Annotated in this window: 14 protein-coding genes; 7 read left to right on the top strand and 7 right to left on the bottom strand. The window is 61.5% G+C overall.

Annotated elements, in window-relative coordinates; all coding sequences use genetic code 11:
• Positions 1-15 precede the first annotated feature (15 nt).
• The 6 genes from gspG to AC3EMP_RS26620 form a co-directional block, all read right to left on the bottom strand.
• Entirely contained in the window at positions 16-462 is a 447-nt protein-coding gene (gspG, locus tag AC3EMP_RS26645) for a type II secretion system major pseudopilin GspG (RefSeq protein ID WP_023696276.1), read from the bottom strand.
• Positions 462-965 (bottom strand): prepilin peptidase, encoded by a 504-nt coding sequence (locus AC3EMP_RS26640; RefSeq protein WP_023687884.1) that lies wholly within the window; start codon positions 963-965, stop codon positions 462-464. Before AC3EMP_RS26640 ends, gspG begins: the two co-directional genes overlap by 1 nt.
• Positions 962-3,088, bottom strand: coding sequence for a type II secretion system secretin GspD (gspD, locus tag AC3EMP_RS26635; RefSeq protein WP_023687885.1), 2,127 nt, complete (start codon positions 3,086-3,088; stop codon positions 962-964). The genes AC3EMP_RS26640 and gspD overlap by 4 nt, the downstream gene beginning before the upstream one ends.
• 303 nt (positions 3,089-3,391) lie before the next feature.
• The gene (locus tag AC3EMP_RS26630) at positions 3,392-3,805 is read right to left on the bottom strand and encodes an Imm70 family immunity protein (protein ID WP_023687886.1); all 414 of its coding nucleotides are present in this window, start codon (positions 3,803-3,805) and stop codon (positions 3,392-3,394) included.
• Positions 3,805-4,044, bottom strand: coding sequence for a hypothetical protein (locus tag AC3EMP_RS26625; RefSeq protein WP_023696274.1), 240 nt, complete (start codon positions 4,042-4,044; stop codon positions 3,805-3,807). The genes AC3EMP_RS26630 and AC3EMP_RS26625 overlap by 1 nt, the downstream gene beginning before the upstream one ends.
• Before the next feature lie 474 nt (positions 4,045-4,518).
• Positions 4,519-5,160, bottom strand: coding sequence for an RHS repeat-associated core domain-containing protein (locus AC3EMP_RS26620; RefSeq protein ID WP_352497922.1), 642 nt, complete (start codon positions 5,158-5,160; stop codon positions 4,519-4,521).
• 125 nt (positions 5,161-5,285) lie between these two features.
• Between AC3EMP_RS26620 and AC3EMP_RS26615 the strand changes: the two genes are divergently transcribed.
• Positions 5,286-6,815 (top strand): MDR family MFS transporter, encoded by a 1,530-nt coding sequence (locus tag AC3EMP_RS26615; protein ID WP_352710841.1) that lies wholly within the window; start codon positions 5,286-5,288, stop codon positions 6,813-6,815.
• A 69-nt stretch (positions 6,816-6,884) separates the two neighbouring features.
• Positions 6,885-7,721 (top strand): amidohydrolase family protein, encoded by an 837-nt coding sequence (locus tag AC3EMP_RS26610; protein ID WP_286442641.1) that lies wholly within the window; start codon positions 6,885-6,887, stop codon positions 7,719-7,721.
• Positions 7,722-7,776: 55 nt separating this feature from the next.
• On the opposite strand, the gene AC3EMP_RS26605 is transcribed toward AC3EMP_RS26610, so the two are convergent.
• Positions 7,777-8,562, bottom strand: coding sequence for an SDR family NAD(P)-dependent oxidoreductase (locus tag AC3EMP_RS26605; protein ID WP_023725471.1), 786 nt, complete (start codon positions 8,560-8,562; stop codon positions 7,777-7,779).
• Positions 8,563-8,644: 82 nt separating this feature from the next.
• Here AC3EMP_RS26605 and uxuA point away from each other — a divergent pair, with 82 nt between their 5' ends.
• The 5 genes from uxuA to AC3EMP_RS26580 all read left to right on the top strand — a co-directional run bounded on the left by uxuA (position 8,645) and on the right by AC3EMP_RS26580 (position 14,958).
• Positions 8,645-9,829, top strand: a complete 1,185-nt coding sequence (gene uxuA, locus AC3EMP_RS26600) for a mannonate dehydratase (protein ID WP_352710844.1) — start codon at positions 8,645-8,647, stop codon at positions 9,827-9,829.
• Between the two features lie 308 nt (positions 9,830-10,137).
• Entirely contained in the window at positions 10,138-10,515 is a 378-nt protein-coding gene (locus AC3EMP_RS26595; protein ID WP_352710847.1) for a hypothetical protein, read from the top strand.
• Positions 10,516-10,708: 193 nt separating this feature from the next.
• Positions 10,709-11,998 carry a D-arabinono-1,4-lactone oxidase gene (locus tag AC3EMP_RS26590; protein ID WP_352597086.1) on the top strand — a complete coding sequence of 430 codons (1,290 nt, stop codon included), beginning with the start codon at positions 10,709-10,711 and terminating at the stop codon, positions 11,996-11,998.
• Positions 11,995-13,167, top strand: coding sequence for an alanine racemase (locus tag AC3EMP_RS26585; protein ID WP_352538555.1), 1,173 nt, complete (start codon positions 11,995-11,997; stop codon positions 13,165-13,167). Before AC3EMP_RS26590 ends, AC3EMP_RS26585 begins: the two co-directional genes overlap by 4 nt.
• Positions 13,168-13,245: 78 nt before the next feature.
• Complete coding sequence (locus AC3EMP_RS26580) at positions 13,246-14,958, top strand: aldehyde dehydrogenase family protein (protein WP_352538554.1); 1,713 nt, start codon at positions 13,246-13,248, stop codon at positions 14,956-14,958.
• Positions 14,959-14,977 lie beyond the last annotated feature (19 nt).

Genomic DNA, 14,977 nt, shown 5'->3' with positions numbered 1-14,977 from the left:
TTCAGTTGGCGGGCATCAGTTGGTGATGTCCTGGTCCTCGCCGGTGCCGTCGGGCTTGCCGTCCTTGCCAAGCGTGCGGATGACGACGCCGCTCGCATCGGCCTTCACCTCGTAGGAATAGGGCTTGCCCCAGGGATCCTTCAGGCCGCCCTTGAGATAGGGGCCGTTCCAGCGCGCTTCGCTGGCCGGCTGTGTGACCAGGGCGGCGAGCCCTTCTTCGTCGGTCGGGTATTTCGCGTTGTCGACATAATAGAGTTCGAGCGCGCTTTCGATGTTGCGGATCTGCGCCTTGGCGGCGTTGGTCCGCGCCGAGCCGAGATAGCGCAACACCTGAGGCGCGGCGAGCGTCGCGATCAAGGCAATGATGGCGAGAACGACCAGAAGCTCGACCAGCGTGAACCCGCTTTCGCTGGTGTCGCGGCCGGATTTTTCGGAAGCTTGCTTAAAGCGCAGCATGATCATCAGAGCAGTCCCATGTTCAAACCGGCGAATTGTTCCAGCACCCAGCTGGCGCCGAGGCCGATGGTGATAAACGGGCCGAAGGCAATGCGGGCCCGCGCGGCTGCCGGACCGCTCGCTACCACCTGGCCACCAACGAACAGCAGCGCGGTGGCGCTGGCGATGAACAGCAACACCGGCAGAAGCAACGGGTCGATCCAGCATGCGGCGGCGGCCAGCATCTTGACGTCGCCGAGGCCAAGCCCGATCCGGCCGGTCATCAGGAAGTGCCCGCGCCGCAGCAGCCAGGCGGCGGCGAAGGTCGCTGCGGCAAACAGGAGATGCAACGGCAGGCCGTCCGCCCCGGCTGCCGCCACCTGATAGCCTAGGCCGACGGCGGCCAGCGCCAGGTTCAACCCGTCCGGGATGATCTGGCGGCGGAAATCGGCGATCGAAATGGCGGCGAGAATTGCCGCCAGGGCGAACGTGGCAGCCAGCAGGAGCGATGGGTGCGCAGCCGCGATCAATAGGCCAGCCTCTTCAAATCCTGCTGCAGCTTGGTGCCGCCGCGGCGTTTCTGGATCGGCGTCTGCAGGCTAATCTTGCCGCGGAATTCGTCGGTCACTTCGCGGGCCTCGTTGATGTCGCGCACGACATGCGGCCGGATGAAGATGATCAGTTCGGTACGCACAATCTTGTCGTTTTTCTGTTTGAACGCGTTGCCGATAATGGGGATGTCGCCGAGAATTGGCACCTGCGTGCGGCCGACACTGTTGTTCTGCTGGATGAGGCCGCCCAGCGCCAGGCTTTCGCCGTCATTGACCAGCACGCGGGTCTGGATCTTGCGCTGCTGTATGGTCGGTGAATCGATGCCGGAGCTCTTCGTCTCGGCAACGTTGCTGACCTCCTGCTGAATGTCGAGCATCACCCGGCCCGCATTGTTGATGCGCGGCGTCACCGTCAGGATGACGCCGGTGTCCTTCATCTGCACCGAGTTGATGATCGGCGCCGTGCCGCTGCCGGTATCCTGCGATTGCTGGGTCAGGATCGGCACCTGGTCGCCGACCTGCAAGATCGCCTTCTGGTTGTTCAGCGCCATGATGGTCGGCGCCGAAATGACGTTGACATCGGTGATCGAGGACAGCGCATTCAGCGTCACCTGTATGTTGTCGGTGGCATAACTCCAGTTGAAACCCGGCAAAGTGGCGGCGGCAGCCGCCTTGGCCACGTCGGTCACCGATACCTTCGTGCCGCCATTCTCGAAGAACCAGCGCAGGCCGTATTTCAGCTCGTCGTTGAGCGTGACTTCGGCAATGACCGCTTCCAGCATGACCTGCGTCGGCAAGATGTCGACCTTGGTCAGGATCTGCTCGATGCGCTCATAGTCGCGCGCCGTGGTCTGGATCAGCAGCGCGTTGTTTTCGATGTCGGCGACGACGGTGGCGTGGGCGGGCGGCTGTCCGTCCTGCTGCGGCATCGAAGGCGACGGCCCGGTCAACGGCACCGGGGTAATGCCGTCCGACTGCATGGCGATCGGCGTCTGGTCGGGCGACACGTTCGAGCCGTCCGCGCCGCCCTCGGTCTTGACCGAGGTGCCGAGAACCGAGCTCAGCACAGCGGCCAGTTCCTTGGCCGGGCGGTTCTGTATCTGGTAGACGAAGAGCTGGTCCTCGTTGGACTCCGCCAGCCTGTCGAGCTTGTTGATCCAGCTGGCGGCGCGCGCGAGATAGGCCGGGCGCGAGGTGATCACCAGCACCGAATTCAGCCGGTCGTTGGGGATGAACTGGATGAGCTTGGCGCCCGGCCCGTCCTTGGTGCCGAAGATGGAATCGAGTTCCGCGGCGACGGCTTCCGGCTTCGAGGTCTTCAGCGGATGCAGCGCCACCGACATGCCGCGCATCCAGTCGACATCGAACACCGACACCGCCTCGCGGATGGCATTGAGGTCGCTGTCATTGCCGGCGACGGTGATCAGGTTGCGGGTGGAATCGACCCGCAGCACCGAGCCCTGGCGGGTGATCGGCTCGAGAATGGTCTTCATCTCGTCGGCGGCGATATATTGCAGCTGCAGCACCTGCACCTTGACGCCGGGCCCCGAAGGCGACACCGAGGGCACGCTGACCGGCGGTGTGTTGGACATGATCTCGGACAGCGGCACGACCTGGTAGGTGCCGGCGCGCTTGGTGATGCCCGCGCCATTCACCGCAAGTGCTGATTCCAGTATGTCGACCAGTGCATCCTTCGACACCGGCTGCGAGGTCTGCAGCGTCACCGTGCCCTGCACGCGCGGGTCGACGATGTAGTTGAGGTGCAGCGCGTCACCCAGCACCGCCTTGGCCGCATCGGCGATCGGCGCACTGACCAGGTTGAGCTCGAACTGGCCCGAGCCGTCAGTCGTTACCTGGGTGACGGGGGCGCTGGACGAGACGAACTGGCCGGACCCCTGATACTGCGCGCCGTTGAAGCGCTGCCCGGCGCTCGCGGCCGAGGTGACGGTGGATGGTCCGGTGTATCCCGCCCGCAAGGGCGAGTTCTTGGCGTGCAGGCTGTCGATAGTCTCGGTGAAAAAGTCCTTGCCCGGCGTGGAATTGCAGCCGGCAAGTGCAAGCAACAGGCACAATACGACGCGATTGCTTGACCCGATTGACATACACCCGATTCCCCAAGGGCCTTAGTTTAGGACGTCCTGAGGTTGAGTGCTTGGATTGATGGGGGGATTTGGAGTCTATCCACAGGGTTGGTGGTGGGGGGTGGGTGCGACCGGGGGTTGGGTTTCTCCTGCAGAACCGAGAGCGCGTCGGTCAGCGCATTGAGCACCAGCGGGATCGAGTTAATGCTCCACCGCCTGAAAAGCGGTGGCTTCAAGTTACGGCTGAAAGCCAGATCGGTCTGCCTGCGGCGGACCGGGGTGCCTCGCCAGTTAAGGTTGAAGTCGTCATCCGGGCTCTCATCCTCATTGGAACAAAATCGGAAGATTCCGCTGCGTACTCAGTTGAGCCAAGCCAATTAGACGGTCCAAGAGAGGCTCGCCGTCTACATCAAAAAAACAGTCATAAAGGCTGTTCGGCCGAAGCCCAAACATCTGGGCTACTTCTGGTTTCCAACCATCCCCAAGAGGCTCAGGGGGCAGCTTCAAGAAGCTATCGGTGATCAACAATAGCTCCGCTTGCAATAGAGCTGCCTCTTCGGGCGACCATTGTCCGTCACTGTCAGAATGAACCATCAGTGTTGGACACCGCGATCCTGCGACGCCCTGTTCTACGTGCGTCGCAACCTTAGAGCGGAACGTTTCGAAGTCAGCATACGAGCCTACCTCAACCCCATCCAGCTCCTCATCGCCATCAAAGACAGCTAGATATAGTCCCATCAGGTCCTCGTGATTTCAAAATTACGGCGATGCTCTTTAGCCAAGGCCTTCAAATTGGCGCTCAACTTGCATTCTTTTGGAAGGTCTAAAACCAACCGCGTACCTTCCTGCACAGCTCGATAAAGGAGAAGTCTGACCTGATAAGTTGCCCTCATTTCAGAGACGTTTTTGATCAGAAAGATTTTATTATTTATTTCGGCATCGGCGCGCGCGCCCCTCGCAACATGCCACTTCGTCATCATAAATTCCACAGCCCATCCCTTCGCATGCCTATCACTTCTGTCTCGGAACCAAAACACCCCACCGGTTTAGCCAGTTCTGGAAGGTAGGGTTGATGGGCCGCGTCGTCTCGATCGTAAGAGGCATGTTCGTTTTCAGCGATCGATACGTTTGGAGCCTAAGTTGGTAGGTCGAATCCAGCATGCTAAGCCCTCCCTTGATCTCGAAATTTCCAACCTTCATGCCGTCAAAGATCGTTCCCTTTGGCAATCCGCCCCGGCTAAACTTTGCGTCTCCCACAATGACTTTGAACGCCGCGCTGTCGAAATCAGCTTGGTTTGGCCTCCAACCGGCATTGTTCTTGGTAAGACCTAACTGCGCTAGCCGTTCGGCTTCGTGAGTAACCCCCCCCTCGAAGCGAAGCAACACTTGTTGCAGCGGCTGTTGCTCCTACTCCAGCAACCGTGGCTGCTCCTGGTGCAAAAAGGCCTGTTTCAGCGGCAGCCAATTCGGAAAGCACGTGGCCACCTTGCCGCCGCTGACATTGTCAAAAATGGTGCTTTTGCCGCAAGTAGTGGTGTGGCAGCTCCCATTGCCATGTTTGCTATCAATTGGCCACCGCTGACACTTTTAGCCGTATCCGTTGGTGCAGGAGCATTTGCAGGCTCGACACTCATGAAATATGCACCGAGGATCGCAGCAGCCCAAATGAGGGGTGCTATGTGGCCATTATTGTCCCCCCTATTGATCGGATCATTGCATGCGTAAGCATATCTGTTGGTGCCAACGCCTTCCTTAGTCGGATCCCAGTCATCCGGCGAGATGAACCGTCCAAGCACCGGATCCATGTACCTGGCATTGAGATACAGCAGCCCGGTCTCGGCATCGAAGCGCTCGCCGATATAGCCCTTTTGGGTATGGAAGCCGGTGTTGAGGCTTTCGCCGTATGTGGCGTAGCTATTGCCTTCGACAGTGTTGCCCGAGATGTCGGTGACCATGCGCACCGAGGCCAGGTGTTCACGGTGGAGAGCCACAATCTGACGACGCTGGCGCTCGATCACACTGCCTTCATCGACAGCATCGTCGACCCGATTGCACGCGACCCCGCGGAACTGGTCGCGACGACCATCATCCACGGCTGCACGTCCGCTAAGGCTCTTCCCGTTAGCCGGACGGAATGCCTCCAGGCATGGCGTTTTCGCCTATTTGACACCTCTCGGCTGTGGGCACATAAATCGCGCCCCAAGCTACGGAGACACCGATGACTGTCGAGCAGACGCTGCCGGACGCGCGGCCCGTTGAGGCCCAAGTCAGGCCCGACCTTACGACCTTGATCGTCTATTTCGGCGCGCTGATCGCCATGTTCATGGCAACCATCGACATGCAGATCGTCGTCACCGCCTTGCCCACCATTGCCGGCGAACTCGGCAATCTGCATTTGTTCGGCTGGGTCGGTGCCGCCTACCTGCTCTCGACCGCCGCGGTCTCGCCATTCTACGGCAAGCTTGGCGACATGTATGGCCGCAAGAATGTCGTGCTGACGGCGATCGGCCTGTTCCTGCTGGGCTCGCTGGTCTGCGGCATGGCATGGTCGATGGAGAGCTTGATCGCCGCGCGCGTGCTGCAGGGTATCGGCGGGGGTGGGTTGATGGTTTCGGCCTTCGCCATGATCGGCGAACTGTTTTCACCGCGCGACCGCGCGAAATATCAGGGCTACAGTTCGGCGGTGTTCGCGCTGTCATCAGTGCTCGGCCCGTTGGCCGGCGGCTACATCACCAGCCTGTTCGGCTGGCGCTGGGTGTTCCTGGTCAATCTGCCGATAGGCATCATCGTGCTGGCGGTGCTGGCCTTCGCCATGCGCAGCCGGTTCAACGAAAAACGGCACCGCATCGACTATCTCGGCGGCGCGCTGCTCGCCATCGGCACAACGGCGGTCGTTTATTGGGGCTATCACGTGCTCGACCCCAGCGGGCCGGACCTGCTCACCTTCGTATTGCCACTCCTCGCGCTGGTCGCCATCACCTTGTTCATCATGGTGGAGCGCCGGGCCGAAGAGCCGATCGTGCCGTTGCGGCTGTTCGGCAATTCGACGGTCAGCATCGTCTCGGGCGTGTCGCTGGTCGCCGGAACGGTGACGCTGGGCATGTTCTTCTATTTCGCCCTCTACATGCAGACGCTGACGGGTCTCAGCCCGGCCGAAGTCGGCTTCCTGTTCCTGCCGGCGTCGCTGACATCGATGGTCATCTCGATCGTCGCCGGGCGGGTAATTGCCGCAACCGGACGCTACAAATGGATGCCGGTGGTCGCCATGGGTATTGGCGGGTTTCTGATGCTGGGCTTTGTCCTCACCAACCAGCACACGCCGATCTGGGTGCTGGCAACGATGATGGCTGTGTTCGGCATCAGCATGGGCCTGCAGTTCCAGGTGCTGATCGTGGCGATCCAGGCGGCGGCACCGCTGCAGGATATCGGCGCGGTGACGTCGCTGATCACCCAGGCGCGGACGCTCGGAGCATCGCTGGGTCTGGCGCTGAACGGCGCGGTGATGATCTGGGCGCTGAACCGGCAGACAGCCGAGCTTCCTGCAGACGCCGCCGCCCTGCTGCCGGGTGGCCTGAACGGGTTGACGCCGCACCTCGCATCGAGCCTGCCGGGCGCGATCCGCGAAGTGGTGCTCGACCATTACTCCAGTGGCTTCAACGTGATGTTCATCTGGGTGGCGGCGCTCTATTTCGTCGCCATGGGGCTGACGCTGCTGCTCGAGGACAAAGAGATCCCGAAGCGGGCCTGAGCCAAAGCTTGTGTCATGCGCTGGGTTTAGGCATTTGGCGATGATCTGAAATCACCGAGGAGGACAGCCATGATCATCGACACTCATCTGCACCTGATCGACCTGTCGGCGCTGCGCTATCCCTGGCTCAGCCGCGAGCCGGCGCTCAACCGCGATTTCCCGCACGCAGAATATGCGATCCAGGCCCGCCGCGCCGGTATCGAGGCCGCGCTGCATATGGAGGTCGACGTCGATGAAGCCGACATCCAGGCCGAGACCAGCCATGTGAAGGCGCAGTCGCTGGAGAAGGGCAGTCTGTTGCGCGGGGCGATCGCCTCCTGCCGCCCGGAGGAGGCCGGCTTCGCCGCCTATCTCGGGCGCCAGCAGGCCGATCCCTTCGTCAAGGGGTTCCGCCGCGTGCTGCATGTCATGCCGGACGAGCTTTCGGACAGCGCGCTGTTTCGCGAAAACATCAAGCGGCTTGCCGGCACCGGCCTGACCTTCGACCTCGTCGTCCTGCCGCATCAGATTCCAAGGGCGGTTGCGCTCGCCGATCTGGCGCCGGATGTGCAGTTCGTGCTCGACCATTGCGGCGTGCCCGACATCAAGGCCAGTGCGGAACATCCGTGGCGCGAGCATATGACCGAGATCGCGCGGCGTCCCAATGTCATCGGCAAGATCTCCGGTGTCGTCGCCTATGCCGATGCCGGCTCATGGACCGTCGAGACCTTGCGCCCCTATGTCGAGCACACGATCGGCTGCTTCGGCTGGGACCGCGTCGTGTGGGGCAGCGACTGGCCGGTGTGCACGCTTGGCGGTGGCCTTGCGACCTGGGTGACAGCGACGCATGCGCTGATCGCGGGAGCCAGTCCCGACGAACGGGCGAAGCTGCTTTCGGGCAATGCCAGGCGGACGTGGAAGCTATAGAGGCGGTACATAGCGCTCGAGATCGCCGGCAAGCGTGCAGAGCACGATCAGTGCTCTATCTGACGCCGATGCCGGCGGTCAGTCCGCCATCAATCCTGTAGTCCGCGCCGGTGCAGAAGCCGGCCTTCGACGAGCAAAGGAAGGCGATGAGTTCCGCCACTTCCTCCGGTTCGCCGATGCGGCCGAGCGGATGCGCCGCACCGAAGCGCTTGTAGGCCTCTTCGACATCGGCATCGCTGCCGCCGTCACCGCGCGCAGCCTTCTCCAGGATCGGCGTGCGGATCGAGCCCGGGCTGACCGAATTGACGCGGATGCCTGATGCCGCGTAGTCGAGCGCCAGCGAGCGCGTCAGCGTGTGGATGGCGCCCTTGGTCGTGGCATAGGCGGCGACGTTCTGCTGGCAGGCAAAGCCCTGCACCGAGGCGACGTTGACGATGGCGCCGCCTCCGCGCTTGATCATTTCCGGAATGCCGAAATGCGCGGTCAGGTAGATCGAGCCGACATTGACCGTCATCGTTCGGTTCCAGGTTTCCCAGTCGGTGGTCGTCGCCGTGCCATAGGGATGGACGGCGGCTGAATTGACGATGACATCCAGGCCGCCGAACTTCGCGACGCCAGCCGCGACCGCGTCGCGCACCTGATCGGAGACGGACACATCGGTGTCGATGACCAGCACCGCGGCACCAGCACTTTCTAGTTGCGCTTTCATCGCCGCGTTGGCGGCGCGGTCGATGCCGCAGGCGATGATTGCGGCGCCACCGGCCGCAAGGCGTGTGGCGGTTGCCAGGCCGATTCCGGTCGTCCCGGTCACCAGGGCGACCTTGCCGTCGAAATCCGTCATTTCTAAAAACTCCTCCATTTTCTATCGACTCCCATCGGGGTCCAACAATAAGTTGCCAACCTGTCGCAGAAGGAAAGCCGAAATGGAACAATGCTGGCGCTGGTATGGGCCCGATGATCCGGTGACGCTCGATCATGTCAAGCAGGCGGGCGCCACCGGCGTGGTCTCGGCGCTCCACCATATCTATGACGGCCGGGCGTGGCCTGAGGCCGAAGTGCTGGAGCGCAAGCGCATTATCCAGGAAGCAGGACTGACCTGGTCGGTCGTCGAGAGCATTCCGGTCCATAATTCCTTCAAGATCGGCGCGCAGGAACGCGAGCGCTATGCCGGCTATTACCGCGATTCGATCCGCGCGCTGGCCAGGGCCGGCATCGCCACGATCTGCTACAATTTCATGCCGGTGGTGGACTGGACCCGCACCGATCTAGCCTACCGTCTGCCGACGACAGGCTACGCCCTGCGTTTTGATGCCGTTGATTTCGCCGCCTACGATCTGTTCGTGCTGAAGCGCAAGAACGGTGCTGACAGCTATACGCCGGCGCGTATTGCGCAAGCGGAAGCGCGGCTGAAGGAATTGTCGCCAGAGAAGATGGACCAGATCGAGCGCAATCTGATCGCCGGCCTGCCGGCTACAGAGCGCAAGTATGACCGCGACAGTTTTCGCGAGGCGCTTGCGGACTATGACGGAATCGGGCCGAAGGAGTTGCGCGGCAACCTCGCGTGGTTCCTGCGCGAGATCATTCCGGTGGCGGAAGAGGAGGGGGTGCGCATGTGTATCCACCCCGACGATCCGCCGTTTTCGCTCTACGGCCTGCCGCGCGTCGTTTCGACCGCCGAGGATGCGCGTTTCATTCTCAATGCCGTCGACAGCCAGGCCAATGGGCTGACGTTCTGCACCGGGTCCTACGGCACGCGCGCCGACAACGACATCGTCGCCATGGTCAAGGAATTCGGCGACCGCATCCACTTCGCCCATCTGCGCAACATCACCATCGAGGATGACGGCTCGTTCTACGAGGCCGAGCATCTCGAAGGCGGCACCGACATGGCGCATGTCATCCTGGCGCTGATGAAGGAGGAGGCGCGCCGCCGCAAGGAAGGCCGCGCCGACTGGCAAATCCCGATGCGGCCGGACCATGGCCACCTGCTCGCCGACGATATCGGCAAGACAAGGATCAATCCCGGCTACTCGCTGATCGGCCGCCTGAAGGGTTTGGCCGAATTGCGCGGCATCATGCGGGCCGTGGAAACGTTTGGGCTGGCTTGAAGGGGCAACGAACTGCGTTCAATGCCGACGCCGGCTCAGCGTGCGTCGCTGTAGATAATGCGGCCGGCGCGGAATGTCGTCCGATGACAATCAGATACCACGCTCGATCACGATCGCCCGGTCGCGGTGAGGCTCGTGATACAGCCGGTTGCCCTCATGGATTTGCACGGCCCTTAGTACGGCGCGCGGCTCGCTGACGGACGAGGAACCTAGCCGTTCGCCCCACGACCTGGCGGCGTGCTATTGTGTAGTGAAGTTCCGTTGCCCCGAGGTGAGCTAGAGGGGTACTCGGAAATCAAGTATGAATCATGAATAATGCAGTATTGATTTACGTTCGTGCAAGCAAAGGAACTGTAGTGATGGATGGGAACGACGGTCGTCGGAATGCGTTAAAGAATCTATACGTTTTCTCGATGCTTTTCGTTTTATTCACTTCAACATTGGTTATTTACGGAATTGGCGGATGGGTGGTTGCGTTTGGCAGCAGTGACTTCCGAGAAAGCCATGGTAGGAGAGGTATTTTTTTGGTTTTGTTAGCATGCTGCATGTTTTATGGATATATAAAGTATGACGAACATGAAACAAAAATCAGAATAAAACGGGATGAGCGCAAAGCTCTTGTGGTGAGATTTAAGCAGATTGTTTTAATTATATTTGTGTCCTTGTTTGTCCTTTTAATTGCCTAGAGATAATCTCACTATCGGAATGCGAACAATCATGGCGAAAGCCATGCACTTGAACACGGGACCACACAAGACACCTCCGATTGCCAGGTTGACAGAAAGCTGACAATGTATCATATCCGAAAAGCTGAGTATGTATCATATTATTCAGCGCTAGGAGAAAGACCGGCAAAGCCGGCGTCCCAGGGAGGCAATTTTGGGAGAGGCTATCAGCCAGTGGAGCAATTGGTCGGGCTATGTCACGGCCACGCCGCAGGCTTTTGCCGAACCGCAGAGTCTCGATGAGCTGAGTGGTGCCATTCGCAACGCGCCGGGACCAGTTCGATTCGCTGGCACGGGCCATTCCTTCACGCCTCTGGTTAAGAATGACGGGACGATCCTGTCGCTTGATCGCTTCGAGGGCCTGACGTCGCACGATCCCGAAAGGCTGACAGCACGGGTCGGCGCCGGCACCAAGATCGGCGCGCTGGCAAAGCTGTTGCACGGCGTCGGCCAGGCGCTGCCGAACATGGGCGACATCGACAAGCAGGCGTTCGGCGGGGCGCTGGGCACCGCCACCCACGGCTCGGGCATCACGCTCGGCGCTTACCATACCCAGCTCGAGGCGATGCAGATCGTCGACGGGCGTGGCGCCGTGAAAGAGTTCGACCGTGCCAAGAGCCCCGACATGATCGAAGCCATGGGCGCTTCGCTCGGCGCTTTCGGCGCCGTCACCGAAGTGACGATCCGCAACGTGGCGAGTTACCGGATGCGGCACCGCCGCTGGACGGCGCCGATTGCCGATGTGCTTGCGCAATTCGAAAGCACCATGACGGCGCATCGTTCGGCCGAGTTCTACTATGTGCCGTTTTCCGGCCAGGCGCTGCTGATTGCCAGCGACATCACCGAGGCGCCGGCGACGGTGCGTCCGCCGACGGAAGACGACGATGCGGTGACGACGCTGAGAAAACTGCGCGACTATCTCAGCTGGCTCCCTTGGCTGCGCCGCCGTCTCATCGGCTCGGCCTTCGCCAAGGTGCCGGCCGAGGATTATGTCGAGGAGTGGCTGAAGGTCTTCACCTCCGAGCGCAACGTCAAGTTCAACGAGATGGAATACCACCTGCCGTTCGAGGAAGGGGCGCCCGCACTCAGCGAAATCATTGCGCTGCTCGAGACGCGGTTTCCAGAGGTCTATTTTCCGATGGAGGTGCGCGTCGTCGCGCCCGACAATGTCTGGCTCAGCCCCTTCTACAAGCGCCCAACCTGTTCCATCGCCATCCATCACGGCGTCGAGCGCGATCCGATGGCGTTCTTCAACGCCGCCGAGCCGATCTTCAGGAAGCGCGGCGGCCGCCCGCATTGGGGCAAGATGCACAGCCTGACATCAAGGGAATTGAGCGCGCTCTATCCGCGCTGGAACGATGCGATGGCGGTCCGCCGCGAGATGGACCCGGACAACCGCTTCGTGTCGCCCTATATTGCCAGGCTGCTCGGCGTCGCGGCATGAGCTTGACCGACACCTATTTCGCGGAAATGTCGGGCGCGCTCAGGGCAGCCGGGATCTTTCAGCCTTGCCTGGTGCTCGATCTCGACCGGCTCGATCACAACATCGCTGCGATCAAGGCGAAGTTCGCCACGGGCCTCGATCTGCGCCTCGTCGACAAGTCGCTGCCATGCCTGCCGCTGATCGACTATATCCGCGCGGCGTTTGCGACCGACAGGCTGATGACCTTTCATCTGCCGATCAGCGCCGAGATGCTGAAAGTGTTTCCCCAAGTCGATCTCCTGTTGGGCAAGCCGATGCCGGTTGCCGGCGCCAGGCACGCGCTGACGAAGGGCGTTCTCGCCGGGCTCGGCGAAGCTACGTCGCGCATCGTCTGGCTGATCGATACCGAGGAGCGGCTGGCCGCCTATGGCTCGCTTGCCGCCGAGCTCGACCGCGAGCTGCGCGTCTGCTTCGAGGTCGATGTCGGCCTTCATCGCGGCGGTATCAGCGATCCCGACTCACTGGCCCGGGCAGTTTCCGCGTTGGCGAATTACCCGCGGCTGAAATGCGAAGGCGTCATGGCCTACGAGGCGCATATCGGCCATATCCCAAAACTGCTGGGAGGACCGGCCAAGGCGCGCGTCAAGGCGATCAGCCTGTTTCGCCAGTATGTCGCTTGCCTTGCCGCCGACCAGCGCAAGATCCTCAATCTTGGCGGCAGCAGCACCGCATTGCTCTATGACAGCTGGGTCGGCGCCAATGAATTGTCCATCGGATCGGCTTTTATGCTGCCGACCGATTTCGATGTGCCGAGCCTCAGCCAATTGCGGTCTGCCGCATTCATCGCGACGCCGATCCTGAAAGTGGTCGATGTCCAGGCGCCGGGCCTCGACCAGCGCTCCTGGCTGCTGCAGAAGCTCGGGCTGTTGCCGCGGCGCGGCTGTTTTCTCTATGGCGGAAAATGGATGGCGAAGCCCGTCCATCCCGTGGGGATGAAGACCGACAAGACGTTCGGCTTTTCGACCAATCAGCAATTCATGGCGCTGCCCGACAACGTCAATGTCGGGCCTGACGACTACGCCTTCCTGCGTCCGACGCAGAGCGAATTCGTGCTACAGCAGTTCGGTTCGATCCAGGTCTATTCCGGCGGGAAATTCGTCGAGCAATGGGCCGCACTGCCGTTTTCGTAGAGCAATTCCAGGAAAAGTGTGAAGCGGTTTCCCACAGGAATTGCGTCAAACAAAGAGATCGAAGTGGAGGAGGATAGGATGGTTGCCAAGGCAGTCAAAACCCAGCCCGTGCAGCCTGAATGGGCAGCCGAACTCGACCTCGCGCTCACCGATCTCGACGCCAGGAAGGACGACTGGGCGCAGACCTCGAATGGCGAGCGGATCGCCTTGCTGCGGCAGGTCAAGGATCACATCCGCGAGGTCGCCGAGGCGTGGGTCAAAACCGCGACGCGCAAGAAGGGCATCCCGACCGGCTCGCCGCTGGAAGGTGAGGAATGGCTGGCTGGCCCGGCGGCGCTGATGGATGGCTGCAACCAGTTCATCCACACGCTGAGCCTGATGGAGGGCAAGAAGTTCCTTGACAGTCTGCCGGTTCGCACCTTGCCCAACGGACAGGTGGCTGTGACGGTGGTTCCGAATTCGCTCTGGGACAAGGTGCTGTTCACCGGGCTGAAGGCCGAGATCTGGATGCAGCCCGGCGTGACCAAGGCGAACCTCGCCGCAAACACCGCCTCGGCCTATGACGCGCCGCGCACCAGCCGCAAGGGCAAGATCGGCCTCGTGCTCGGCGCCGGCAACGTCGCCTCGATCGCGCCGCTCGACTGCCTGCACAAGCTTTTGGTCGAGCACCAGGTGGTTCTGCTCAAGATGAACCTAGTCAACGACTATCTGATCGATTTCCTGCGGCCGGCGCTGCGGCCGCTGATCGAATTCGGTGCGCTGCGCATCGTGCGCGGTGGCGCCGATGTCGGCGCGTATCTGTGCAACCACGATCTCGTCGACGACATCCACATCACCGGTGCCGCCGCCTCGCATGACGCGATCGTCTGGGGGCCTGGCGAGGAGGGCCGCAAGAACAAGGCGGCGGGCACGCCACGCAACAGCCGGCGTATCACCTCGGAGCTTGGCGGCGTGGCACCCACCATCGTGGTGCCCGGTGCGTGGTCGGATGCCGATATCGCCTACCACGCCGAACTGATCGCTACCCAAAAGCTCAACAATTCCGGTTTCAACTGCATCGCCTGCCAAATGCTCGTGTTGCCCGAAGGCTGGGGCAAATCCGATGCGCTTTTGGCAGCACTCGAAAAGGTGATGCAGAAAGCCCCGTCGCGCCCGGCCTATTATCCCGGCGCGACCGAGCGCCTCGCCGCCTTCGAGGCGCATGCCGACAGCGTACAGAAATTCGAGCGGCCCGGCGGGCCGGCCTGCGTGGTGGTGCCGTTCCGGCCGGGCACGGATACCTATCTCGAAAATGCCGAGGTGTTCGCGCCGGCGCTCAGCGTCATGCGGCTGCCGGCGGGCAATGCGGAATCCTATCTGCGCGCCGCTGTCGCCTACGCCAATGAAAAGCTGCACGGCACGCTTGCCGCCAACATCCTCATCCATCCCAGGACGATCGCCGAGATCGGCCGGCAGCGCTTCGAGGAAATCATTGCCGAACTGCGCTATGGCGGCATCGGCATCAATTCCTGGAGCGGCGTTCTGTTCGCGCTGCTGCGCCCGACCTGGGGTGCTTTCCCTGGCCACACGCTCGACGACGTGCAGAGCGGCATCGGCGTCGTCCACAACACCTATTTGTTCGACAGACCGGAACGCAGCGTGCTCGAAGCGCCGTTCCGCATCATGCCGAAGCCGGCCTGGTTCCTGACCCACAAAAGGGCACACATGGTCGGCCGCCTGATCACCGAGTTCAACTACCAGCCGAGCCTCCTGAAGCTGCCGCGCATTATCTGGAACGCGCTGCGCGGCTAGCAACGAGCATCCGATCTCG

The sequence above is a fragment of the Mesorhizobium sp. P160219 genome (assembly GCF_057786095.1).
This window is presented reverse-complemented; position numbering and strand designations above follow the sequence as displayed.

Bases quoted from the DNA above. Each gene is read 5' to 3' on its own strand.
- gspG (WP_023696276.1), bottom strand. From the start codon at position 462: ATGATCATGCTGCGCTTTAAGCAAGCTTCCGAAAAATCCGGCCGCGAC.
- gspD (WP_023687885.1), bottom strand. From the start codon at position 3,088: ATGTCAATCGGGTCAAGCAATCGCGTCGTATTGTGCCTGTTGCTTGCA.
- AC3EMP_RS26630 (WP_023687886.1), bottom strand. From the start codon at position 3,805: ATGGGACTATATCTAGCTGTCTTTGATGGCGATGAGGAGCTGGATGGG.
- AC3EMP_RS26625 (WP_023696274.1), bottom strand. From the start codon at position 4,044: ATGACGAAGTGGCATGTTGCGAGGGGCGCGCGCGCCGATGCCGAAATA.
- AC3EMP_RS26615 (WP_352710841.1), top strand. From the start codon at position 5,286: ATGACTGTCGAGCAGACGCTGCCGGACGCGCGGCCCGTTGAGGCCCAA.
- AC3EMP_RS26610 (WP_286442641.1), top strand. From the start codon at position 6,885: ATGATCATCGACACTCATCTGCACCTGATCGACCTGTCGGCGCTGCGC.
- AC3EMP_RS26605 (WP_023725471.1), bottom strand. From the start codon at position 8,562: ATGACGGATTTCGACGGCAAGGTCGCCCTGGTGACCGGGACGACCGGA.
- uxuA (WP_352710844.1), top strand. From the start codon at position 8,645: ATGGAACAATGCTGGCGCTGGTATGGGCCCGATGATCCGGTGACGCTC.
- AC3EMP_RS26595 (WP_352710847.1), top strand. From the start codon at position 10,138: ATGAATAATGCAGTATTGATTTACGTTCGTGCAAGCAAAGGAACTGTA.
- AC3EMP_RS26585 (WP_352538555.1), top strand. From the start codon at position 11,995: ATGAGCTTGACCGACACCTATTTCGCGGAAATGTCGGGCGCGCTCAGG.
- AC3EMP_RS26580 (WP_352538554.1), top strand. From the start codon at position 13,246: ATGGTTGCCAAGGCAGTCAAAACCCAGCCCGTGCAGCCTGAATGGGCA.